Origin of the sequence: Achromobacter sp. 413638, from assembly GCF_043119405.1 — a bacterium.
GTDB lineage: Bacteria > Pseudomonadota > Gammaproteobacteria > Burkholderiales > Burkholderiaceae_B > Achromobacter.
Genome location: NZ_JBICCO010000061.1, coordinates 1 through 17,863, shown reverse-complemented (window position 1 = coordinate 17,863; position 17,863 = coordinate 1). Strand labels below are relative to the sequence as shown.

General features: G+C 68.8%; 15 protein-coding genes, 1 pseudogene and 1 riboswitch. Of the genes and pseudogenes, 6 read left to right on the top strand and 10 right to left on the bottom strand.

Annotated features, from left to right (window positions below; all coding sequences use genetic code 11):
• Positions 1-23 precede the first annotated feature (23 nt).
• Positions 24-602, top strand: coding sequence for an amino acid synthesis family protein (locus tag ACEU5R_RS21800; protein ID WP_392411571.1), 579 nt, complete (start codon positions 24-26; stop codon positions 600-602).
• A gap of 193 nt (positions 603-795) precedes the next feature.
• Here the strand turns inward: ACEU5R_RS21800 and ribB are convergent, their stop codons facing one another.
• Positions 796-1,509: a 3,4-dihydroxy-2-butanone-4-phosphate synthase gene (gene ribB / locus ACEU5R_RS21795; protein WP_103271874.1), complete on the bottom strand. Its 714-nt coding sequence runs from the start codon at positions 1,507-1,509 to the stop codon at positions 796-798.
• Positions 1,510-1,619: 110 nt separating this feature from the next.
• Positions 1,620-1,774, bottom strand: a riboswitch (FMN riboswitch).
• Between the two features lie 405 nt (positions 1,775-2,179).
• Positions 2,180-2,677, bottom strand: a pseudogene (locus ACEU5R_RS21790) (SET domain-containing protein); the annotation flags it as partial.
• 155 nt (positions 2,678-2,832) lie between these two features.
• Here ACEU5R_RS21790 and ACEU5R_RS21785 point away from each other — a divergent pair.
• The 3 genes from ACEU5R_RS21785 to ACEU5R_RS21775 all read left to right on the top strand — a co-directional run bounded on the left by ACEU5R_RS21785 (position 2,833) and on the right by ACEU5R_RS21775 (position 4,329).
• On the top strand, positions 2,833-3,753 hold the full coding sequence (locus ACEU5R_RS21785; RefSeq protein WP_103271875.1) for a bestrophin family protein: 921 nt from the start codon (positions 2,833-2,835) through the stop codon (positions 3,751-3,753).
• 82 nt (positions 3,754-3,835) lie between these two features.
• Positions 3,836-4,048, top strand: a complete 213-nt coding sequence (locus ACEU5R_RS21780; protein WP_392411569.1) for a hypothetical protein — start codon at positions 3,836-3,838, stop codon at positions 4,046-4,048.
• Complete coding sequence (locus ACEU5R_RS21775; protein ID WP_392411567.1) at positions 4,036-4,329, top strand: type II toxin-antitoxin system RelE/ParE family toxin; 294 nt, start codon at positions 4,036-4,038, stop codon at positions 4,327-4,329. Before ACEU5R_RS21780 ends, ACEU5R_RS21775 begins: the two co-directional genes overlap by 13 nt.
• Positions 4,330-4,359: 30 nt before the next feature.
• Here ACEU5R_RS21775 and ACEU5R_RS21770 read toward each other — a convergent pair whose 3' ends face one another.
• On the bottom strand, positions 4,360-4,854 hold the full coding sequence (locus ACEU5R_RS21770) for an Lrp/AsnC family transcriptional regulator (RefSeq protein ID WP_392411565.1): 495 nt from the start codon (positions 4,852-4,854) through the stop codon (positions 4,360-4,362).
• A 93-nt stretch (positions 4,855-4,947) separates the two neighbouring features.
• Between ACEU5R_RS21770 and ilvB the strand changes: the two genes are divergently transcribed.
• Positions 4,948-6,798 carry a biosynthetic-type acetolactate synthase large subunit gene (gene ilvB, locus ACEU5R_RS21765; protein ID WP_392411604.1) on the top strand — a complete coding sequence of 617 codons (1,851 nt, stop codon included), beginning with the start codon at positions 4,948-4,950 and terminating at the stop codon, positions 6,796-6,798.
• A gap of 97 nt (positions 6,799-6,895) precedes the next feature.
• On the opposite strand, the gene ACEU5R_RS21760 is transcribed toward ilvB, so the two are convergent.
• From ACEU5R_RS21760 to ACEU5R_RS21740, 5 genes are all read right to left on the bottom strand, one after another.
• On the bottom strand, positions 6,896-7,675 hold the full coding sequence (locus ACEU5R_RS21760) for an SDR family oxidoreductase (RefSeq protein ID WP_212315350.1): 780 nt from the start codon (positions 7,673-7,675) through the stop codon (positions 6,896-6,898).
• 158 nt (positions 7,676-7,833) lie between these two features.
• Positions 7,834-8,703, bottom strand: coding sequence for an ABC transporter permease (locus ACEU5R_RS21755; protein ID WP_392411563.1), 870 nt, complete (start codon positions 8,701-8,703; stop codon positions 7,834-7,836).
• An 11-nt stretch (positions 8,704-8,714) separates the two neighbouring features.
• Positions 8,715-9,485, bottom strand: a complete 771-nt coding sequence (locus ACEU5R_RS21750) for an ABC transporter ATP-binding protein (protein WP_103271879.1) — start codon at positions 9,483-9,485, stop codon at positions 8,715-8,717.
• Positions 9,485-10,543, bottom strand: a complete 1,059-nt coding sequence (locus ACEU5R_RS21745) for an ABC transporter substrate-binding protein (RefSeq protein WP_103271880.1) — start codon at positions 10,541-10,543, stop codon at positions 9,485-9,487. Before ACEU5R_RS21745 ends, ACEU5R_RS21750 begins: the two co-directional genes overlap by 1 nt.
• Before the next feature lie 154 nt (positions 10,544-10,697).
• On the bottom strand, positions 10,698-13,322 hold the full coding sequence (locus tag ACEU5R_RS21740; RefSeq protein WP_392411562.1) for a DNA topoisomerase III: 2,625 nt from the start codon (positions 13,320-13,322) through the stop codon (positions 10,698-10,700).
• Between the two features lie 62 nt (positions 13,323-13,384).
• Here ACEU5R_RS21740 and ACEU5R_RS21735 point away from each other — a divergent pair, with 62 nt between their 5' ends.
• Positions 13,385-16,024, top strand: coding sequence for a GDYXXLXY domain-containing protein (locus ACEU5R_RS21735; protein ID WP_392411561.1), 2,640 nt, complete (start codon positions 13,385-13,387; stop codon positions 16,022-16,024).
• A gap of 149 nt (positions 16,025-16,173) precedes the next feature.
• Here ACEU5R_RS21735 and gluQRS read toward each other — a convergent pair whose 3' ends face one another.
• Both gluQRS and ACEU5R_RS21725 read right to left on the bottom strand, forming a co-directional pair.
• Positions 16,174-17,064 (bottom strand): tRNA glutamyl-Q(34) synthetase GluQRS, encoded by an 891-nt coding sequence (gluQRS, locus tag ACEU5R_RS21730; RefSeq protein WP_392411560.1) that lies wholly within the window; start codon positions 17,062-17,064, stop codon positions 16,174-16,176.
• A 101-nt stretch (positions 17,065-17,165) separates the two neighbouring features.
• Positions 17,166-17,624 carry a DUF494 family protein gene (locus ACEU5R_RS21725; RefSeq protein WP_103271884.1) on the bottom strand — a complete coding sequence of 153 codons (459 nt, stop codon included), beginning with the start codon at positions 17,622-17,624 and terminating at the stop codon, positions 17,166-17,168.
• Positions 17,625-17,863 lie beyond the last annotated feature (239 nt).

Below are 17,863 nucleotides of genomic sequence, written 5' to 3'. Positions count from 1 at the left end.
ACCCTGTTCCCGGAGCCCATCCCATGTCCCTGATCGATATCCGCAAGCGTTGCCTCATCGTCGAAACCACGTTCCATGAGTACGGCCCGCCGCCGGCCGTGCCGCTGAAGCTGGCCGCGTCCTGCGCCGTGATCCGCAATCCCTATGCCGGCCGCTACGAGCCGGACCTGATGCCCTTCATGGCCGAGCTGCGCGGGCTGGGCACGCTGCTGGCGACCGAGCTGGTCGACACGCTGGGTAAGGACAGCATCGAGGTCTACAGCAAGGCCGCCATCGTCGGGCTGGACGGCGAGATGGAGCATGGCGCGGTCTGGCACGAGGCCGGCGGCTGGGCCATGCGCAGCGTGCTGGGCGAGCCGAAGGCGATGGTGCCGGCCGTCAAGGCGGTGGCCGTGGCTGGCTACCGCATGATGGTGCCGGTGCACTACATCCACGCGTCCTATGTGCGCAGCCACTTCAACAGCATCGAGATCGGCATCCAGGATGCGCCCAGGCCGGGCGAGATCCTGTTCGCGCTGGTCATGGGCACGGGCGGCCGCGTGCATTCACGGTTGGGCGGGCTGACCCGGGAAGCGGTGTCGGCGCACGACGGGCAGCGCTGAACGCGCATCGCCTGGGGGGGAAGGATGCCGGCGCGGCGGGTCGCGGCGCGGGCATTGGCCTTGGTCAGCGCCGGCAGCGGCCCCGGTCGGTGTCGGCTGCGGCATCGACACCGGCGGGTTTGGTGCTGGTCGGGTGTTCATATCGGCGCGGTCCGGGCCTGAAGGCCGGGCCGCGCCGGTGTGGCGCGCCGGATCAGGCCGTGGCGGCCATCTCCAGCACTTCATCGTCGACCGGCGTGGCCTGGCCGTCGCGCAGCTTCTGCAGATGATCGGCCAGCTCGGCGATGGTCAGCGCCACCAGGCCGTGCTGGGCGGCGTAGCGCTCCAGCGCGGCGCCGCGCATCATGGTGCCGTCGGCGTTCATCAGCTCGCACAGCACGCCGGCCGGACGCAGGCCCGCCAGCACGGCCAGGTCGACCGAACCTTCCGTGTGGCCGCGGCGCGTCAGCACGCCGCCGGGCTGGGCGCGCAGCGGGAACACGTGCCCGGGGCTGACGATGTCGCCGGGCTGGCCGGTGGGCGAGACGGCGGCGCGGATGGTGGTGACGCGGTCGGCCGCCGACACGCCGGTGCTCACGCCCTCGCGCGCCTCGATCGACACGGTGAAGGCGGTGGCGTGGCGGCTTTCGTTCTTCTGCACCATGGGCGGCAGGCCCAGGCGGTCCAGCGCCTCGCCGGGCAGGCACAGGCAGACGATGCCGCTGCCGTCGCGGATCAGCTGCGCCATGACGGGCACGGTGAGCTTGTCGGCGGCGACGATCAGGTCGGCCTCGTTCTCGCGGTCGAAGTCGTCCATCAGGATGACGGGACGGCCCAGGCGCAGGTGATGCAGGGCGCGCTGCAAGCGGGCCTCGAACGGCTGGGAAGCCAGGCTGGGAAGGGATTGCTGCGGATTGGTATTGGACATGTGAAACGCTCTCGCGGAAAAAGTGGGCGAAAAACGTTTCAGGGCTATGCGACAGCCGAACAGAAAACCGCTGGCCGGACGCAAGCGCCCGGGCAGCCGAGTATGTGCCGGCACATCTTCTCTCATCCGGACTATGACCGTCGGCCCTGGCATCTCACCAGGTCTGCTGACCCCGGCGTTCCTGGGGAACACCGGGCGCTCGCGGGCTCGCCACATTGCGTGGCATACCGCCGGTGGGGAATTTCACCCCGCCCTGAAGACGTACTGCATGTCGTGTTAACGACCGGCTGATTGTACGCCTGCCGGGGCGGGACGGGGCAATACGCCTGCCGCCGGTGGGGTTTCAGGCGGGGGACGGAACCGGCGCGGTCTTGTGCGTGGCGCGGCGCTTGGCGGCGGGGGACTTGGACTGGGCTGCTTCCGGCTGGGCAGTGGCTTCGGCCGGCTTGCGGGCGGGTTTCCGCGCCGGCTTGGTGGCGGCCTGGCCGTCCGCTTGCGCGGGCGCGTCCTGCTTGGCTGCGGGTTTGGCGTCCGGCTTTGCGTCCAACAGTGCGTCCTGTTTGGCGCCCGGCTTCACCGCTTGCTTCGAACCGCCCCGTTTTTTCGTGGGCGCGTCCGCGCTCTTGGCCACGGGCTGCGCCTCGGCCTGCCTGGCCTCGGCCAGCTTCTTCTGCGCCTTCTTCTTCTGCTTGTCCGACAGAGCCAGCATGGTGCCGCGACACGGCGGCGTGCCGCAGAGGCAGCGGTAGCCGTCGCGCAGCGCCTTGGTGATGCGGCCGTCCAGCACCAGGCCGTAGTCGTAGGACAGCTCTTCGCCGCGCGCGATGTCGCGCACGGCCACGATATAGACGCGCTTGCCGTGTTTGCCTTCCTGCGCCTCGCAGTTGGGTTCGCAGGAATGGTTGATCCAGCGGGCGTCGTTGCCTTCGTCGCCGCCGTCGATCACGCGGCCCGAGCTGAGGGCGAAGAAGAAGGTGTGGAACGGGTCGTCCGGATTGGTCGGATGGCGGCGGTCCGCTTCCTTGGCGCTGATGCGCTGGCCGCCGTATTCAATGATGCGCGTGCCCGCGGGGATCTTGCGCGCGGCGAAGACGCCGTTGCCGTGCAGCTTGGAGCGGCGGACGGCGTGCCAGGGCTTGATGGGGGTGTCTTCGGAGGCGGTGGTCATGGGGCTGCGGGCCTTTGGGGGCGATGAAACGAAACAGAATTATATCGGCGCGTCCATGACGGTTTGACAGGCGTATAGTGAGCGCGCCGCGTATCTGCTTTCCGGTTTTCGTTTCCGGTTCCTCTTTCCATCTCGCCTTTCCTTCCCACCCCATCATGATCGTCCGTCCGCGTCCTTCCGCGCTGGCCCTGTTCTTCATTCTGCGCGGCTCCATCATTCCGCGCATCTTCAGCCGCATTCTCGTCATCACCCTGCTGGCCGGCCTGGTCGTGTGGATGTACCACGACCGCATGTTCTCGCCGGCCCACCTGTCCGCCGTGCCCTTCTCGCTGTTCGGCCTGGCGCTGTCGGTGTTCATGGGGTTCCGCAACAACGTCTGCTACGACCGCTGGTGGGAAGCGCGCAAGCAATGGGGCGAACTCATCGTCCAGTGCCGCAGCCTGGCGCGCGAAAGCGCGGTGCTGCTGGCCGCCAGCACCGCCAACCCGGTGCAGGAGCGCATCGTGCGCCGCTGCATCGGCTTCGCCTACGCGCTGGCCGCGCGCCTGCGCGAAGAGGACGCCCTTGCCGCCGCCCGGCCCTGGGTGCAGTTGGACGAGGCCGAAACCCTGGCCGGCTGCCGCAACGTGCCGGACGCGCTGCTGCTGGCCATCAACCGCGACCTGGCCGCCTGTCTGCGGCGCGGCGAGCTGACCGACATCCTCTACCAGGCCCTGACCCAGCGCGCCGCCGCCTGCGCCGCCATCCAGGCCGCCTGCGAGCGCATCAAGTTCACGCCCTCGCCCTTCGCCTACTCGCTGCTGCTGCACCGCACCGCCTGGCTGTTCTGCCTGCTGCTGCCCTTCGGGCTGGTGGGCGCGCTGGAATACCTGACCCCGGTGGCGGTCACCATCATCGCCTACACCTTCTTCGGCCTGGACGCGCTGGGCGACGAACTGGAAGACCCCTTCGGCAAGGACGAGAACGACCTGCCCCTGTCCGCGCTGGCGCGCGTCATCGAGATCGACCTGCTGGAAGGTCTGGGTGTGCGGCCACTGCCGGAGCCGGCGGTGCCGGTGGATTATGTGCTGAGGTAGGGGGCCAGCTTGCGGTCATCCACAATGGATGCCTGGGGTTTTCCTGGCTAAATTGAGGTCATATACCCTTGGAGGCTCAGTCATGGTTTTTCCGAAACTGGATACTGCACTGAATACAGACGCCGGGCTCCCGGCTAGTCAGCGTCTTACTCGTGAACAATTCTTGCGGGAAGCCGAGGCCGCCTGGACGGCGTTCCAGCAAGACGGTCTGCATGTGACCGGCGAAGAGGTTCAAGCCTGGTTGCGCACCTGGGGCACGGACAACGAACAGCCGGCACCCGCGTGCCACAAATAATCGTTTCGGCAAGTGCATTGCGGGGTTTGAAGCGTTGCCAGGAATTCTTGACTGCAAGGGCGCCGTTCGCCGTCAAGCAAGCCAGCCAGACTATTGCTTCCCATCTTGGGCTCTTGAAGGTGTCGCCATATGTGGGACGCCCCGTTCTGGATCTGCCGGTGCTGCGTGAACTGGTGATTTCATTCGGAAATTCAGGGTATTTGGCCTTGTATTACTACGACATCACGGAAGACGCGATCTATATCCTGGCGTTTCGGCACCAGAGGGAATTGGCCTACTAATCTGCGTCCGTCATCGGGCATCAGGCGAGTTCAAATCGCGTTTGCGGCATTTGGCGCGTTCGCCGCGCCCGTCAGCGGCAGCATCGTCTCTTTCAGCCGCCGCAGCACAAAGCACGACTTGCTGTGCCGGATCCCCGGTATCCGGTACAGCTGTTCGCGCAGCAGGCGTTCGTAGTCCCGCGTGTCGCGCACGGCGATGCGGATGTAATAGTCGTAGTCGCCCGACACCAGGAAGGCCTCCAGCACCTCGGGAATCTGGGCCAGGGCGCGGCCGAATTCGTACAGGGTTTCCTCGCTGTGGCTTTCCAGCGTGACGTGCACGATCACCGTGTCCATGAAGCCCAGGCTGGCCGGGTCGATGTCCACCGTGTAGCCGCGGATCACCCCGGCGCTTTCCATGCGCTTGATCCGGTTCCAGCAGGGCGTGGACGACAGGCCCACGGCCGCGCCGATGTCGTTGAGGCTGGCGCGCGCGTTCTGTTGCAGCACCTTCAGAATGGCCAGGTCGAACTTGTCCAGGTTCATTTTCTTCAAATTCTCCATGTTGAAGATGAATTTACTCCGTATGGCCGTTATCTGTGGAAAAGAAGATAAAAATTCTTCCCATCCACGAATAAGATAGTCAGCATGAACGATCGCCTCCACTCCGCCGCCCTTGCCGTCCTGCCGGACGCCGATTCCACCGCCTCGCGCCCGGCCGCCGGCCCCGCCGCCAACGGCGCCCGGATCCTGCTGGACACGCTGATCGCGCATGGGGTGGACACGATTTTCGGCTACCCCGGCGGCGCCGTGCTGCCGCTGTACGACGCGCTCTACGCCGAGCCGCGCCTGCGCCATGTGCTGGTGCGTCACGAGCAGGCCGCCGTCCATGCCGCCGAGGGCTATGCCCGCAGCACCGGCCGCACCGGCGTGGTCTTCGTGACGTCTGGTCCGGGCATGGCCAACACCACCTCCGGCCTGCTGGACGCCATGTGCGATTCGATCCCGGTGCTGTGCATCAGCGGCCAGGTGGCCACGGCCGCGATCGGCACCGACGCCTTCCAGGAATGCGACGCCATCGGCATCTCGCGCTCGGTGACCAAGTGGAACACCCAGGTCCGCGCGGTGGACGACGTGGCCGCCGTGGTGAGCCGCGCCTTCGAACTGACGCGCCAGGGCCGGCCCGGCCCGGTGCTGCTGGATTTCCCCAAGGACGTGCAGCTGGCCGTGCCGCATGACGCCGACATCGACGTGCCGGCAGCGCCCTCGCAGCAGAAGCTGGCCGCGCTGCGCGCGCGCCGACAGGCCGGCAAGCTGGCCCCCAAGCTGCCGCAGTCGGCCGTGCGCCGCGCCGCCGCGCTGATCGCACAAGCCAAGCGTCCTATTTTCTATGGTGGTGGCGGGCTGGTGAACGCCGGCCCCGAGGCTTGCGCCGCCTTCACCGAGCTGGTGCGCCACACCGGCGCGCCCTGCACGCTGACGCTGATGGGCCTGGGCGCCTTTCCCGCGTCCAGCCCGCAGTTCGTCGGCATGCTGGGCATGCACGGCACGGTCGAGGCCAACCTCGCCATGCACAACGCCGATCTGGTGGTCTGCATCGGCGCGCGTTTCGACGACCGTATCACCGGCAAGCTCTCGGAATTCTGTCCGCACGCGCGCAAGATCCACATCGACATCGACCCCGCCTCGATCAACAAGGTCGTGCGCGTGGACGTGGCGCTGGTCGGCGACTGCCTGCCGCTGGTGCAGGCGCTGCGCGCCGAGCTGGGTGACGCGCCGCTGGACCCGGCGCGGCTCGCACCCTGGTGGGACCGCATCGCTACCTGGCGCGCCCGGGACTGCCTGGGCTACACGCCCTCGGCCGAGTCCATCCTGCCGCAGCACCTGATGGCGCGCCTGAACGCCGCGCTGGACGGCCGCGACGCCGTCGTCTCCACCGACGTGGGCCAGCACCAGATGTGGGCCGCGCAATACCTGCGCTTCGACCGGCCCAATCGCTGGCTGACCTCGGGCGGCGCCGGCACCATGGGCTACGGCGTGCCCGCCGCCATCGGCGCGCAGATCGCGCACCCGGACAAGACCGTGGTCTGCGTCAGCGGCGACGCGTCCGTGCTGATGAACATCCAGGAACTGTCCACCGCCATGCAGCACCAGACGCCGGTCAAGGTCGTGCTGTGCAACAACGGCTACATGGGCATGGTGCGGCAATGGCAGGAGCTGATCCACGGCGGCCGCTACAGCCACAGCTACAACGCCTCGCTGCCCGACTTCGTGGCGCTTGCGCGCGCCTTCGGCTGGGGCGCGGCGCGCGTGGACGATCCGGCCCAGCTGGACGCCGCGCTGGCCGAGTGCCTGGCCCACGACGGCCCCTACTTCCTGGACGTGGCGGTGGCCGCGCAGGAAAACTGCTTCCCCATGATGCCCGCCGGCCACGGCCACCAGCGCATGATGCTGGCCGAAGGCGTCTGGTACCAGGACGAGACGAGCTGAAGCGGGGGCGGGAGCGTTCTTCCGCCCGCCCCGAGGAAGGACGGCCCCCTTTTGGGGGGCAGCAAGCGCGCAGCGCGCAGTGTGGCGGCGCGTTCCCTTAGAACTGGATCGACAGTCCGCCGTCCACCACCAGCACGTGCCCGTTGACATAGGACGCGGCGCGCGAGGCTAGGAACACGGCGGCGCCGGCGATTTCCTCCGGCTCGCCCCAGCGGCCCGTCGGATTGCGCGCCGCGACGCGCGGGCCGACCGAGGGGTCGGCAATCATCGCGGCATTGGTCTCGGTGGCGAAGGTGCCCGGCGCGATGGCGTTGCTGGTGATGCCGCGCCCGCCGAACTCCGCCGCCAGCGCCCGCATCATGCCGGTCAGGCCCTGCTTGGCCGCCGGATAGACGGCGTCGCCCGCGCGCGCGAATTCGCCCACCACGGAAGTGATGGCGATCAGCCGGCCGCCGCCCTGGCGCACCATGCGCTCGGCCGCGAGCTTGGACAGCAGCAGGCCGGCCACCAGGTCGGTGTCGATCAATTCGCGGATCTCGGCGGGCGTGGTGTCGGCCAGCGTCTTGCGGTTGCGCGCGCCCACGTTGTTGACCAGGATGTCCAGCCGGCCATGCTCGGCGTCGATGCGGGCGAAAGCCTGCGCCATGGCGGCGTCGTCGGCCACGTCGAAGGCCAGCGCGTGCGCGTCCAGCCCGTCGCGCCTGAGCGCGTCGGCGGCCGCCTCGGCCGCGGCGGCATTGCGGCCGTTGATGAGCACGCGCGCGCCACAGCCGGCCAGCGCCCGCGCGATGCACAGACCCAGCCCACGGGCCGATCCGGTCACCAGCGCGACCTGGCCGCCGAGTTCGAAGTTGCGCAGATAAGGCAGGGTATTCATGTCATTCGCCTATGGCTGGGAACGGGAACCGGGAAGAAACGTCGTGCTTGTTGGATCGCAGGCTCCCCCCGACCGGGGCCGCGCGGATCCGGCTTCGCCGGTCCGCGGCGGCGCCCCCTTGAGGGGGGAGGCGCGCAGCGCCTCGGGGGTGGGCCCGCTCATTCGCGGAATTCCGGGGCCCAGTGCAGCAGCCGCCGCTCCAGCCACGTCACGCAATACACCAGCGCGATCCCCACCAGCGACAGCAGCGTGACCGCGGCGAACATGTCGGTGGCGTTGAGCGTGGCCAAAGCGGTGATCATCAGGTAGCCCATGCCGGTGGTGGAGCCGACGAACTCGGCCAGCACCACGCCGATCAGCGCGAAGCTGATGGCGTTGGGCAGCGCGGCGAAGGTCCAGGCGGCGGCGGTCGGCACGCGCACGCGCCACAGGATCTGGCGCGGCGAGCCGCCCAGCGTGCGGCAGAAGTCCACCAGCTCGCGCTCCACGCTGCGCCCGCCCTTGTAGGTGTTGAAGAACACCAGGAAGAACACCACGAACCAGGACGTGACCACCTTGGACGCCAGCCCCAGCCCGAAGAACATGGTGATGAGCGGCACGAAGGCGATGCGCGGCATGGAGTTGAGGGCCACGATGTAAGGATTGAACACATCGGCCAGGAAGCGGCTGCGGCTGAGCGTCATGCCCACCAGGAAGCCGCTGCCCACGCCCACGGCCAGCCCGATCAGCGTGGCCTGCAGCGTCAGCCACAGATGCGGCCAGACCGAGCGTGGGCCGGGCTGCAGCCATTCCCACAGGCGCACGGCCACGCGCGAGGGCTGGCTGATGAAGAAGGGATCGAACAGGGTGTTCTGCGTGAACCAGGGAATGCGCGTCAGTGTCTCCCAGGCGCCCAGGATCACGGCCAGGATCAGCACCTGCCACAGCGTGACGCGGACGCGGCGGGCGATGGCCGCGCGGCGGTCCAGACGCAGCGGGTCCTGCGGCGCGGGGGCGGATTCATGGCGGGGAGTCGTCGCGGAAGTCATGGCGTCCGGTCTCAGGCGGCGGCGCGGAACTGCTGGCCCAGCACGCTCCACAGGCTTTGCACGTGGGCGGTGAACTGCGGCGTCTCGCGCAGCGTGAACACGTCGCGTGGATGCGGGATGGCGATGCGCTCGTCCAGCAGCACGCGGCTGGGCGGTCCGGACAGCACCACGACGCGGTCCGACAGCGTGATGGCCTCGTCCAGGTCGTGCGTCACCATCACGATGGTCTGGCCCAGCGTGCGCCAGATCTCGATCAGCTCGCGGTGCAGGTGCGTCTTGGTGTGCGTGTCCAGCGCGCCGAAGGGCTCGTCCAGCAGCAGGATGCGCGGCTCCACCGCCAGGCTCATCAACAGCGCCACGCGCCGCCGCATGCCGCCAGAGAGCTGGTGCGGATAGGCGTCGGCGAAGTCCGCCAGATGGCCCAGCTCCAGCAGCTCGGCCACGCGGCTGGCGATCCGGTCGGGCGCCACGCCCTGGAACTTCAGTCCCAGGGCCACGTTCTTCCGGACGCTGAACCAGGGCAGCAGCGTGTCCTTCTGGAAGATATAGCCCAGTCTGGGCGGCACCTGGCCGTTGACCCGCTGGCCGTCCACGCGGATCTCGCCGGCGGTGGGCGGCAGGAAGCCCGCGATCATGTTCAGCAGCGTGCTCTTGCCGCAGCCCGAGGGGCCGACGATGGACACGAACTCGCCCGCGCCGATGGTCAGGCTGACCTCGCCCACCGCATGCGTGACGCCCTGGCGCGCGGGGTACGCCTTGCCGACCCGGTCCAGCTCGATCATTACAGGCCCCGGGCGCGGCGCACGAAGCTCATGTCGACGCAGCGCGAGTACGGCACGGTCTTGAGCTCGTCGTTCGAGAACTGGCGGCCGTCGCCCATGATGGCGCTCATGCGCTGGTAGGCGTCCTCGGTGATGAGGTTGTCCGACAGGAACACGGTCTGCTTGTAGACGCCCAGCGTTTTCTCGATGGCGCTCTTGGGGAAGGCGCTGAGATAGTCGTCGTAGATCGCCTCGGTGATGGCGGCGGCGTCATGGGCGCTGATGAAATCCTGCGCCTTGACCAGCGCGCCGACGAAGGCCTGCACCGTTTCGGGGCGTTTCTGGATGGTGTCGGCCAGCGTCAGCGCGGCGATGCCGGGCACGTCGCCGCCCATGAACTCGTTCCACGAGGCCTCGGTGGTGGCGTCGAAGATCGGCACGCCCCAGCCCTCCTGGCGGGCCTGCTCCATCATCGACATGGTGGCCATGCTGGCCGAGACCGAGCCGGTCTTGAGCGCGCCCAGCATGGTGGCCAGGTCGCCCAGCGGGCGGATGTCCACCTTGTCGGCCACGCCGGCCTTCTGCATCAGGTACAGCGCCATCAGCCAAGTGCTGGACTGCGGCTGGGTCGCGCCCACGCGCTTGCCGGCCAGGTCTTTCAGCGACTTGATCTTGCCGCTGTCGTAGTCCTCGCGCCGCACGATCACGTTGGCGTAGGTCAGCTTGCGGTCGAAGCCGAACACCAGCGTGGCCGGCTTGCCGGCCAGCGTCAGCGCGGGCGCGGCGGTGGCGGCGGTGGCGCCGAACACGATCTGGCCGGCGGCCAGCAGCTGATTGGTGCGCGGGCCGCTCTGGGAATTCAGGTACTCGACCTCCAGCCCGGCCTCGCCGAAATAGCCGCGCTTGAGCGCCACATAGCCGGCCGCGAAGAAGGGGTCGATGCTGCCCTGCCCGTAGACCACGCGCCCCAGCTTGGGCTGGGCCAGCGCCACGCGGCCCTCGATCAGGCTGAGGCCGGCCAGCGCGCCGGCGGCGGTCAGGATGCGGCGGCGGGCGGGGGAGCGGGGGCTTGCGGTCATGTCGTCCTCTTCGGTCGTGTGCGGTACAGCGGGGTAAACAATACCGCAATACGGCGGGGTTCCGGGCGTTTGTCATGCGCCTGTCGCAAGCGGCCCGCCAATGAAAAACGCCCGGTCTCCCGGGCGTTCCTCAATGGCTGCCGATCGTTCCGGCTCAGGCCGCGGTCTTCTTGGCCGTTTTCTTGGCGGCGGTCTTGGTCGCGGTCTTCTTCACCGCCGCCTTCTTGGCCGGGGCTTTCTTGGCGGCCGTTTTCGTGGCCGTCTTGGTGGCCGTCTTGGTCGCCGCCGTCTTGCTGGCCGTCTTGGCCGGCGCGCGGCCCGGCTTTTCAGGACGGGGCTCGAACTCGAAGCCGATCTTGCCGTCGGGCTGGCGCACCAGGAAGGCCTTGAACTTGCGGTTGGTGCGGCTGGAGACGAAACCGTCGAGCAGGCCGGTGCGGCCCTCGGTCAGCAGCTTTTCCATCTGCTCGCGCGAGATTTCCTGCTGCAGGATGACCTTGCCCGAACGGAAATCGCAGGTCCTGGCCGGACCCACGGACTTCTCGCAGACGTAGCTCATGCCGTGCTCGAACACGCGCGACGCGCACTTGGGGCAGGCGCCGACCGGCGTGTGGCCGGAGAAGTCCACGGCTTCGGCGTCGTCCTCGTCGTTCTGGCCGAAGTCGAATTCCAGCTTGAACTCGTCGCTGATGCGCAGGATGGCGGCGAAGGGCCGGCCCATCTTGCTGATGAAGCCTTGCAGCGGGCCGATCTCGCGCTTGGCCAGCAGTTCCTCGACTTCCGGCAGTTCGAAGGTGCGCCCGCCAGGGTGCTTGCCGATCGAGAAATCGCAGCTGGTGCAGGCAAAGCGCCGGTAGTTTTCCTTGACCACGGCGCCGCACTTCGGGCAGGGCGTGCGCAGCGTGGCGTAGTCGCCCGGCACGGTGTCGCGCTCGTATTCCTTGGCGCGCTTGACGATGACCTGCGTCATCTGCGCGATCTCGCGCATGAAGGCCTCGCGGCCCAGGCCGCCCTGCTCGATCTGCTTGAGCTTGTGCTCCCATTCGCCGGTGAGTTCGGGCGAGGTCAGTTCGGTGACGTCCAGGCCGGACAGCAGCGTCATCAGCTGGCGCGCCTTGGCGGTGGGCACCAGGTCGCGGCCTTCGCGGCGCAGGTAGCTTTCGTTGAGCAGGCCTTCGATGATGGCCGCGCGCGTGGCCGGCGTGCCCAGGCCGCGCTCGGACATGGCTTCGCGCAGCTCTTCGTCGTCGACCAGCTTGCCCGCGCCTTCCATGGCCGACAGCAGCGTGGCTTCGTTGTAGCGCGCGGGCGGCTTGGTGGTCAGGCCCACGGCTTCGACGTCCTCGGTGCGCACGGTCTCGCCGTCGGCCACCGGCACCAGGTTGGCGTCCTCGCCCTGGGCTTCCTTGCCGTAGACGGCCAGCCAGCCGGGGGCGACCAGCACCTTGCCGTCGGTGCGGAAGCGATGGCCCTGCACCTCGGTCATGCGGGTGGTGACGCGGTATTCGGCGGCGGGGAAGAACACCGCCAGGAAGCGCTTGAGCACCAGGTCGTACAGCTTGCCCTCGGCCTCGCTCAGGTCATGCGGGATCTGCAGCGTGGGGATGATGGCGAAGTGGTCCGACACCTTCTTGTTGTCGAAGATGCGGCGGTTGGGCTTGACCCAGCCCTCGCCGACCACGGTGCCGGCATGGCGCGCCAGGCCGCCGACGGCGTTCGAGCCGCCCTGCGCCAGCGCGCGCATGGTTTCCTTGACCGTGTTCAGGTAGTCCTCGGGCAGGTAGCGCGAGTCGGTACGCGGGTAGGTCAGCGCCTTGTGGCGTTCGTACAGGGTCTGGGCCAGCGCCAGCGTGGTCTTGGCCGAGAAGCCGAAGCGGCCGTTGGCCTCGCGCTGCAGCGAGGTCAGGTCGTACAGGGCCGGCGACATCTGGGTCGAGGGCTTGGATTCCTCGGTCACGCTGCCGGGCTGTTCGCGGCAGGCCGCCACCACGCTCTGGGCGGCGGCCTGCGACCACAGGCGCGATTCGCGCTTTTCCGGGTCGCGCTCGTCCTTCTTGAAGTCCGGGTCGATCCAGCGGCCTTCGTACAGGCCGGCGGCGGCCACGAACTGGGCGCGCACCTCCCAGTAGTCGCGCGGCACGAAGGCGCGGATGCGTTCCTCGCGCTCGGCCACGATGGCCAGCGTGGGCGTCTGCACCCGGCCGACCGGGGTCTTGAAGAAGCCGCCGTCCTTGCTGTTGAAGGCGGTCATGGCGCGCGTGCCGTTGATGCCGACCAACCAGTCGGCCTCGGCGCGCGAGCGCGCGGCCGCTTCCAGCGGCTTGAGCTGGACGTCGTCGCGCAGGTTGGCGAAGGCGTCGCGGATCGCGGCCTGGGTCATGGACTGCAGCCACAGGCGCTGGATCGGCTTCTTCACGCCGGCATACTGAATGATGTAGCGGAAGATCAGTTCGCCCTCGCGCCCGGCGTCACAGGCGTTGATGATGGCGTCCACGTCCTTGCGCTTGGCCAGGCGGACCAGCAGTTTCAGGCGTTCGGCTGATTTCTTGTCCGTGGGGCCCAGCTCGAATTCAGGCGGAATGACGGGCAGGTGCGTGAAGCTCCACTTCCCTTTGACAGGATCGTTGGGCGCGACCAGGCTCAGCAAATGGCCGATGCTGGAAGCCAGTACGTAACGTTCGCTTTCAAAATAGTCGCCCTCGCGCGCGAAGCCTCCCAAGGCGCGTGATATATCAAGGGCCACCGAGGGCTTCTCGGCAATAATCAGCGTTTTATTCATGTGTATCCAGTGGCGGCGGACCCGCCTTAGTAGCGCGGATAATAAGATCGGAGATTCTCGACATGCAAGTCGGCACTGAAAGGCAAGCGGGATCCGAACTGCACGCTTGGCGTCAATTCCTGGCGCGAAGCACCCTCTGGCTGGGCGTTTTGCTGCTGGGCAGCGCGGCCATTTGCTGGGTCGCGGCCAATTGGCAGGACATGAGCAAGGTCCAGCGATTCGCCGGCGCCCAGACCCTGTTGGCCGTCTGCGCGCTGGCCGCCGCCTGGGCCGGATTGCGCCTGCGGACCGCCGCCGGCGCGCGCGGCGCCATCCCCGGCGCCCTGCTGGCCCTGGCCGGCATCCTGCTGGGCGCCCTGCTCGCGTTGCTGGGCCAAACATACCAGACCGGCGCCGATACCTGGGAACTGTTCGCCTGGTGGGCCGTGCTGCTGCTGCCCTGGGCGCTGGCCGCGGCCAGTCAGGTGGTCTGGCTGCTGTGGGCCCTGGTCGTCAACGTGGCCATGGCCCTGTGGCTGGGCGAGCGGGTCTTCAGCTGGTGGGGCATCCTGGGCGCGACGCACCTGCCCGCCCTGATCATGGCCGGGCTGAACCTGGCGATGCTGGCGGGCTGGGAACTGGCCGCGCGCCGCTGGCGCGCCAGCACCCTGGTCGGTCCGCGCCTGCTGGCCGCGCTGGCCATCGGCGCGCTGGTGATGTCGACGATGTACACCGACCTCTTCATCGGCCGCAGCTACGGCAGCACGACTGGCAGCATCGCCTGGCTGGCGGTCACGCTGGGCCTGGGTTTCTATTATCAGAAGGTGCGCCGCGACCTGGTCATCCTGGCCATGCTGGCCGCCGGCGTGATCTGCGTCTCCCTGCGGGTCGTGGGGGAATGGCTGCTGCGGCTGGAGCCCGGCGCCTGGGCGGCGCTGCCCCTGGCCGCGCTGCTCATGGCCGAGGCGGTCTGGGCCGCGCGCTGGCTGCGTGGGCTGGCCGCCGAGGGCAAGACGGCCGCGCCGGCGGCCGATGCCGAGCCCGCCAGCGCCTCGGCCGGCAATCCCGTGGACCCGGCCCCCGCCGGCGAGCCGGTGGCCCAGGTCACTCCGCCCGCGACGCCCGCCGCCGATGCGCCCTGGTACGTGCAATGCCTGCTGGGCCTGAGCGCCTGGCTGGCGACGCTGCTGCTGCTGCTGTTCATCGGCTTGTCCCAGATCGTCAACACGCAGGAAGGCGCGCTGGTCGCCGGGCTGGTGCTGTGCGCGGCCGGCGTGGCCGTGTTGCGCAGCGAGGCCGGTCCGTTCTGGCGGCAGTGCGGCACGGCGATGGCCTTCGCCGGCGAGCTGCTGGTCATTTTCGGAATATCAGACTCCACGTCATTCACCAACGCCTGCCTGTTCGTGCTGGCCCTGGCCGTGGCGGTGTACGTGCTGGGTACCGATCTCATCCTGCGCTTCCTCAGCGGCCTGCTGATCGCGGGCGCCGCCGCCGGGCTGATCTGGCGCGGCCTGTCGCCAGCGCTGGTGGACGAGAACCTGTTCGACGCCCTGTGGCGCTTCGATTCCGCGCGCGCCGCCTTCCTGTGGCTGCCCATCGCCGTGACCGGCGCCTGGGGCGCGGCGGTGGCCTTCAGTCTGAGCCGTCGCGATGCCAGCCCGCGCGCCCGCGCGCTGGCGCCGCTGGCCTGGGCCTTCCTGCTGTCGGTGCAGTGCATGGTGTGGCTGGCCGGCGGCATTTCCGCCCAGCAGCTGCCGGCCATGTGGGCGGTCAACCCGCGTTCGGCCGTGCTGGTGGTTGCCGGCGCCTTGCTGCCGGCCGCCGCGGCGCTGTCCGTGCTGTGGCCGCGCCGCCGCGTGCTGACGGCCGGCCTGCTGTGGGGCGTGCCGCTGGCCCTGCTGATCCTGGCGCTGTTCTGGCTGCCCAGCCCCGGCGTGGGCTTCGCGCTGGCCTGGCTGCTGCTGGGCTTCGGCCTGGGCCTGCGCAGCCTGACCGTGTTCGGCGTCGGCAGCCTGCTGGTCTACCTGGGCGTCTATTACTACCAGCTGGAAGTGCCGCTGCTGCAAAAGGCCGTCTGGCTGGGCGGTGGCGCCCTGCTGCTGTTCTTCCTGCGCGTCATGGTGTGGCTGGTGCCGCGCCTGATGCGCACTCGCGAGGACGGCCCGCGCGCCATCCTGCCGCCGGTTTCGGCGGCGCTGCGCTGGCGCACGGTGGGCGTGCTGGGCGGGCTGGCACTGGTGCTGGCCGTGGCCAATGGCAGCATCTGGCAGCGCGAGCAGCTGCTGGGCAGCGGCCGCGTCGTGATCCTGGAGCTGGCGCCGGTGGACCCGCGCTCGCTGATGCAGGGCGACTACATGGCGCTGACCTTCGCCGCCGGCCGCGAGGTCACGCGCTTGCGCAAGGACGGCTCGCGCGATCCGGCCCTGACCCAGGACGAGGTACTCAACTATGAGCCGGACGGCTACCTGGTGCTGGCGCAGGACGAGCGCGGCGTGGGCAAGGTCCTGCGCATCCAGCCCGGCACCCAGCCGCGCGCCGATGGCGAGGTGCCGCTGCGCTACCGCGTGCGCGACAACGGCGTGCGCATCGTCACCAATGCGTATTTCTTCCCCGAGGGCCAGGCCAAGCGCTATGAAGTCGCGCGGTTCGGCGAATTGCGCGTGGGCGAGAACGGCGAAGCGTTGCTGGTGCGGATGCTGGGGGCGGATTTGCAGCCGCTGTAGCGGCGGCGGAGACAAGATTGCCGCGACGGTCTTGAGGACGTTGCGGCAATCCGCGCCGCCATGGCGCGCGCGTTATTGGTAAGTTATTGATCCGGCAGTGGAATCGGTCGTGTTGGCGCGACGCCAGCCGCAAGTCGAAACCCGCAAGCTCAGCCGCCCGGAGGCGGAAAGCGGCGCGCCCATTGCGCCGTGGCCCGCGCCAGGAAACCCGCCGGGTCGGCCGCGCCGTCGAGGGTCTCGAAGCCCAGCGCGCGCCAGGCGTCCTGTAGCGCGGCCAGCGGAGCGTTCGTGTTGATGGCCGGCGCGCCGTTCTGCTTGGACAGTTTCAGGCCGCTGTCGGCGTCCAGGATCAGCGGCACGTGCATGTAGCGCGGCAGCGGCAGGTCCAGCAGCCGTCCCAGCAGACGCTGGCGCGCCGTGGAACTGAGCAGGTCGGCGCCGCGCACCACGTCCGTGACGCCCTGGGCGGCGTCGTCCACCACCACCGCCAATTGATAGGCCCACAGCCCGTCGGCGCGGCGCAGGGCGATGTCGCCCACCGCCCGCGCCACGTCCTGCTCCTGCGGCCCCAGCCAGCGGTCCTCGAAGCGTTCCACGCCGTCCGGCATGCGCAGGCGCCAGGCGCGCGCCTCGCGGCCCGGCGGCAGGCCGTGGCGGCAGGTTCCCGGATAGGGCCGCTCGCCGTCGGCGCCGGGCGCGGTCTGGCCGCGCAGCGCCGAGTCGGCGATCTCGCGCCGGGTGCAGCCGCAGCCGTAGATCAGCCCGCGCGCGGCCAGCGCGTCAAAGGCCGCCTGGTAGGCATCGCCGCGCCGCGACTGCCACATGATCTCGCCGTCCCAGTCCAGGCCCAGCGCCCGCAGCTGCGCCATGATGCATTCGGCGGCGCCCGGCACGGTGCGTGGCGTGTCCACGTCCTCGATTCGCAGCAGCCAGCGTCCGGCGCTGGCGCGCGCGTCCAGCCAGCTGGCCAGCGCGGCCACGAGCGAGCCCGCGTGCAGCGGGCCGCTGGGGCTGGGGGCGAAGCGGCCGACGTAGGTCACGGACAGATCAGCTCAGGGCAAAAGGCAAGGCGCCGCGCATGCGCGCGGCGCCGGAAAGGGAATGGGAAGAACGGCGGGCGGGCGGCAAGGCGCGGCCGCGATCAGTGCAGGCGCCGCACGCCCTCGTCGTCCAGCAGCTCTTCCAGGACCAGATTGTCGATCTCGGCTTCCTGGCTCCAGAGCACCATGAGGGCGATGATCTTGATCTTGTCCAGCGGCACCGGGGTTTCGGGCGACGCCAGGCCACGGTCGATGACGATTTCGCGCAGCGGCGCGGGTAGCACGCCGGCCGATTCCAGGAAGGCAATGAAGCCGATGGATTCGGAGCCGAGCTGCTGGTATTCGTTGTCGGTGTAGATCCGGGTGCCGGTGTTGGGCACCTGGGCGAGATCGACGCAGCGTTCGGTGGTCTCGGCCAGGCCGTACAGCCAGCCGAGGGCGTCGTCGATGTCTTCATGCTCGAAGCCGGCCGCGGCGAGCCGCTTTGCCAGGACGTCGGCCGCGGGACAGGCTTGCGGCGTGTAGTAGTTCTCGAACAGATAAACCAGGATATCGAACATGTTGCGCACTCTAGTGCTTGTTTGCACAGTCGGCCCGGATATCGGCAGACCAGCAAACATGAATTTTACTGTACGCCGAAATATTTCCTCGGGCAACCGAGAGGACGGACGGTTGTTGTATGGCCGTCATCGTGCGGGAACTGTCACATATCTGCGGGCATTTTGCTTTCAGAATGAATGATTCGGCAGGTCGGACAAGGGGCAGGTTGGGAGGTATTCCTGACCCTCCCCTTTTTTCG

Excerpts from the sequence above, each read along its gene's own strand:
- ACEU5R_RS21740 (WP_392411562.1), bottom strand. The coding sequence starts at position 13,322 with ATGAATAAAACGCTGATTATTGCCGAGAAGCCCTCGGTGGCCCTTGAT.
- ACEU5R_RS21760 (WP_212315350.1), bottom strand. The coding sequence starts at position 7,675 with ATGAATACCCTGCCTTATCTGCGCAACTTCGAACTCGGCGGCCAGGTC.
- ACEU5R_RS21780 (WP_392411569.1), top strand. The coding sequence starts at position 3,836 with ATGGTTTTTCCGAAACTGGATACTGCACTGAATACAGACGCCGGGCTC.
- ACEU5R_RS21770 (WP_392411565.1), bottom strand. The coding sequence starts at position 4,854 with ATGAACCTGGACAAGTTCGACCTGGCCATTCTGAAGGTGCTGCAACAG.
- ACEU5R_RS21785 (WP_103271875.1), top strand. The coding sequence starts at position 2,833 with ATGATCGTCCGTCCGCGTCCTTCCGCGCTGGCCCTGTTCTTCATTCTG.
- ACEU5R_RS21735 (WP_392411561.1), top strand. The coding sequence starts at position 13,385 with ATGCAAGTCGGCACTGAAAGGCAAGCGGGATCCGAACTGCACGCTTGG.
- ribB (WP_103271874.1), bottom strand. The coding sequence starts at position 1,509 with ATGTCCAATACCAATCCGCAGCAATCCCTTCCCAGCCTGGCTTCCCAG.
- ACEU5R_RS21800 (WP_392411571.1), top strand. The coding sequence starts at position 24 with ATGTCCCTGATCGATATCCGCAAGCGTTGCCTCATCGTCGAAACCACG.
- ACEU5R_RS21755 (WP_392411563.1), bottom strand. The coding sequence starts at position 8,703 with ATGACTTCCGCGACGACTCCCCGCCATGAATCCGCCCCCGCGCCGCAG.
- ACEU5R_RS21750 (WP_103271879.1), bottom strand. The coding sequence starts at position 9,485 with ATGATCGAGCTGGACCGGGTCGGCAAGGCGTACCCCGCGCGCCAGGGC.
- ACEU5R_RS21725 (WP_103271884.1), bottom strand. The coding sequence starts at position 17,624 with ATGTTCGATATCCTGGTTTATCTGTTCGAGAACTACTACACGCCGCAA.
- ACEU5R_RS21745 (WP_103271880.1), bottom strand. The coding sequence starts at position 10,543 with ATGACCGCAAGCCCCCGCTCCCCCGCCCGCCGCCGCATCCTGACCGCC.